This window comes from Sutterella sp. (genome assembly GCF_052272535.1).
Classification (GTDB): domain Bacteria; phylum Pseudomonadota; class Gammaproteobacteria; order Burkholderiales; family Burkholderiaceae_F; genus Sutterella.
In genome coordinates this window covers 1-2,619 of sequence record NZ_DAVZJY010000284.1, presented here as the reverse complement: position 1 = coordinate 2,619, position 2,619 = coordinate 1, and the positions used below count along the sequence as shown (strand labels likewise).

The window sequence follows — 2,619 nt, the reverse complement described above, 5'->3', positions numbered from 1 at the left end:
GGGGGGGGTTAACCATTAGATATCTGATGAACATCGTTAAATATCATAGACATAATGGTTCATTTTGCGCTACGCCCGTTGTGTCTTTTTTGCGACAAAAGACCTAAAATGGGCACTGCTGTCCAAATAGAAACTACGCATCGAATCTGTAGGGCACTGCCATTAATCTAATTCGTTGATTTAATTGGGAATTTTGCCTCCATAGACGCAAAAATGGGCGTTTTGTGATATGATTAAATCTGCAAAAACATCGCACACAAACCGCTATTTTAAGAAATCAAACATTACCTCCTCGGATGCCGTCAACTCGGCTCTTTTCCTTTCTGATCCGCCGATCGAGGCCTTCGCACACTGCAAGGCAAATGTTGCGCTTCGGCTTGCTCGCGCCGGCGTCGATTTTGAAAAGTACCGGCCTGCCCAACAGCACCCACTTCAGCTTGACGGCGATCAGCAACCACAACGGAGACATCAACAATGAGGTTCGGCTAATTTACGTGGTTCAGCAAACAACCGGCCTGCCAATCTACATGCGCTGTGTTCCAGGCAACATCATCGACATCAATACTCTCAAGAGAACCATTCTGGAACTCAAGCAGATGGGAGTAGACACTAATTTTGCTATTACCGATGCCGGCTACCTGTCCGATGAAAACGTCAATACGTTTTATGAGGAACAGGTCTCCTTCCTGGCTAGGCTTCAGTCCAACCGCCGCCTGTTCAAGTCCATCGTGAAGGAGCATCTCGCAGACCCAAAGGAAAACGGCGTATTAGTCAAGCAAAACAACCGTTTGGTCAGAGTCAAGAAAGTCTCGTGCCAACTCAATGAGAAGGTCGACAAGAACGGAAAGATCATTGAACCGGGATACTCAGCCTACGCGTATCTTTGTATTGATCTGCAACGATCGGCGCTCGAACAACTGTCTCTGATTGAGAAGGTTGCAGAGGGCTCGCTGAGTACGGAAAGCTACGAAAGCAAGATCGAAAAGGCCGGCATTTTCATGTTGGTCTCCAAACGAAGCATTGCGCCAAGTAAGGTATTGGAGATCTATTACACGAGACAGGAAATCGAACAGGTTTTCGATTTGGGTAAGAACTATGCCAACATGCTGCCGTTATCTGTACAGACGGAGGAAACCTTCCGCGGGCATATGGTATTGACTTTTATTGCCACCATCGTGGCGAAATTGTTGTCGGATCGCCTGAAGGAAACCAAGTATCCGATACAACCGACACTGGCCAATTTGGCAACACAGTCATGCTCTGAGGTAAAAGGATGCCTGATTACTTCCGAGCCAAACAAGGTGACTCGACTCGCCTACAAAGCGGCCGGAGTCGAGTGCCCCCGTATGCATAGAATAAGTCCGCGAACTCAGGTTGAACAAATGGTTCAGAAGTTCTTAGATGACGGAAACCCTGTAATTTCATGAGATTGCAAGAAAAAAGAACTGCTTGGCAACTTCAAGAACGGTGGCTCCGAATAACGGCGACTGAATGATCCTCGGCGTGTGCTTGACCACGATTTCCCGCTCAAAGAGCTTGGAAAAGTTGCGCCCTACGGGGTATATGTACTCAACGACAACACGGGGTTCGTCAATCTGACGACGTGCAGTGACACGAGTGAATTCGCCTTCGAAAGCATTCGAGCCTGGTGGCTGCATGTCGGGAGAGTCAATTTCCCGTCGGCAAAGAAGGTGCTGATTACCTGCGACGGCGGAGGAAGCAACGGGTGCCGGGTGTGGCTATGGAAGGAACAATTGGCACAGCGCGCGCAAGAAACGGGAGTCGAGTTCATCGTCTGTCACTTTCCTCCCGGCACATCCAAGTGGAACAAAGTTAAACATCGATTGTTCTGTTATATCAGTAAAAATTGGGAAGGTAAGCCGCTGACCGACATTTCCACCGTTGCGAACTACATTAAAAACACGAGAACAAAAACAAGGTTGAAGGTTGATTTCCGTGTTGATGAACGTGAATATTGCAAGGGTAAAAAGGTGTCGAATGAGCTGTTCGAGAATATTGATCTTGACCCTCTCGGAGAGTTCGGAAAATGGAACTACACAATACAAGGATTCAAGTCATAAGGCATGAACTGCTCATGCAAATAATTTTTTAACGGCTCCTAACGCCCGAGCAGCGCAACTCCATCAAGGCCGTTTCCGGAGACGGCGCCAAGTGGATCGATCAGTGCATGGCGGAGTACCTTCCCAACGCCCGAGCGATGCGTGGACCCGTTCCACGTCATCCAATGGGCGGGGGACGCCCTCAACGACATCCGCCGCAAGACCTGGCAGGAACTCCGGAGCATCGCCCGCGATCTGAAGAGGCAGCTCGATGACTTGACCCGTGGCGACGATGCGGCGTCGTCTGCCGGCGAGATTGAGAAGCAGCAGACGAGCATCAAGACCAACGCAGCGCTCGCCAAGGCCGTCAAAGGGGCGCTGTACCCCCTGGGCAAGGATCCAGACAACCTCACCGGGCGGCAGGCCGCAACGCTGCAGTTCATCGCCGACACGGATCCTCGACTTTATCGGGCCTACCTGTCCAAGGAATGGCTGCGTGCCATCGGTACTTCAAGGCCACGCACAGCCGGATCCCTGAGCTCGTCGAGCTTGCCCACAA

3 protein-coding genes are annotated in these 2,619 nt (G+C 50.6%); all 3 read left to right on the top strand.

Features of this window, described 5'->3' with window-relative positions:
* Window positions 1-362 precede the first annotated feature (362 nt).
* Window positions 363-1,427 (top strand): transposase, encoded by a 1,065-nt coding sequence (locus tag ACT6Y9_RS10305; protein WP_443744465.1) that lies wholly within the window; start codon window positions 363-365, stop codon window positions 1,425-1,427.
* 60 nt (window positions 1,428-1,487) lie between these two features.
* Window positions 1,488-2,081 carry an ISAzo13 family transposase gene (locus ACT6Y9_RS10300; RefSeq protein ID WP_443744466.1) on the top strand — a complete coding sequence of 198 codons (594 nt, stop codon included), beginning with the start codon at window positions 1,488-1,490 and terminating at the stop codon, window positions 2,079-2,081.
* 141 nt (window positions 2,082-2,222) lie between these two features.
* Window positions 2,223-2,619, top strand: a 397-nt coding sequence (locus ACT6Y9_RS10295) for a transposase (RefSeq protein ID WP_443744464.1), incomplete at its 3' end; no start/stop codon positions are given.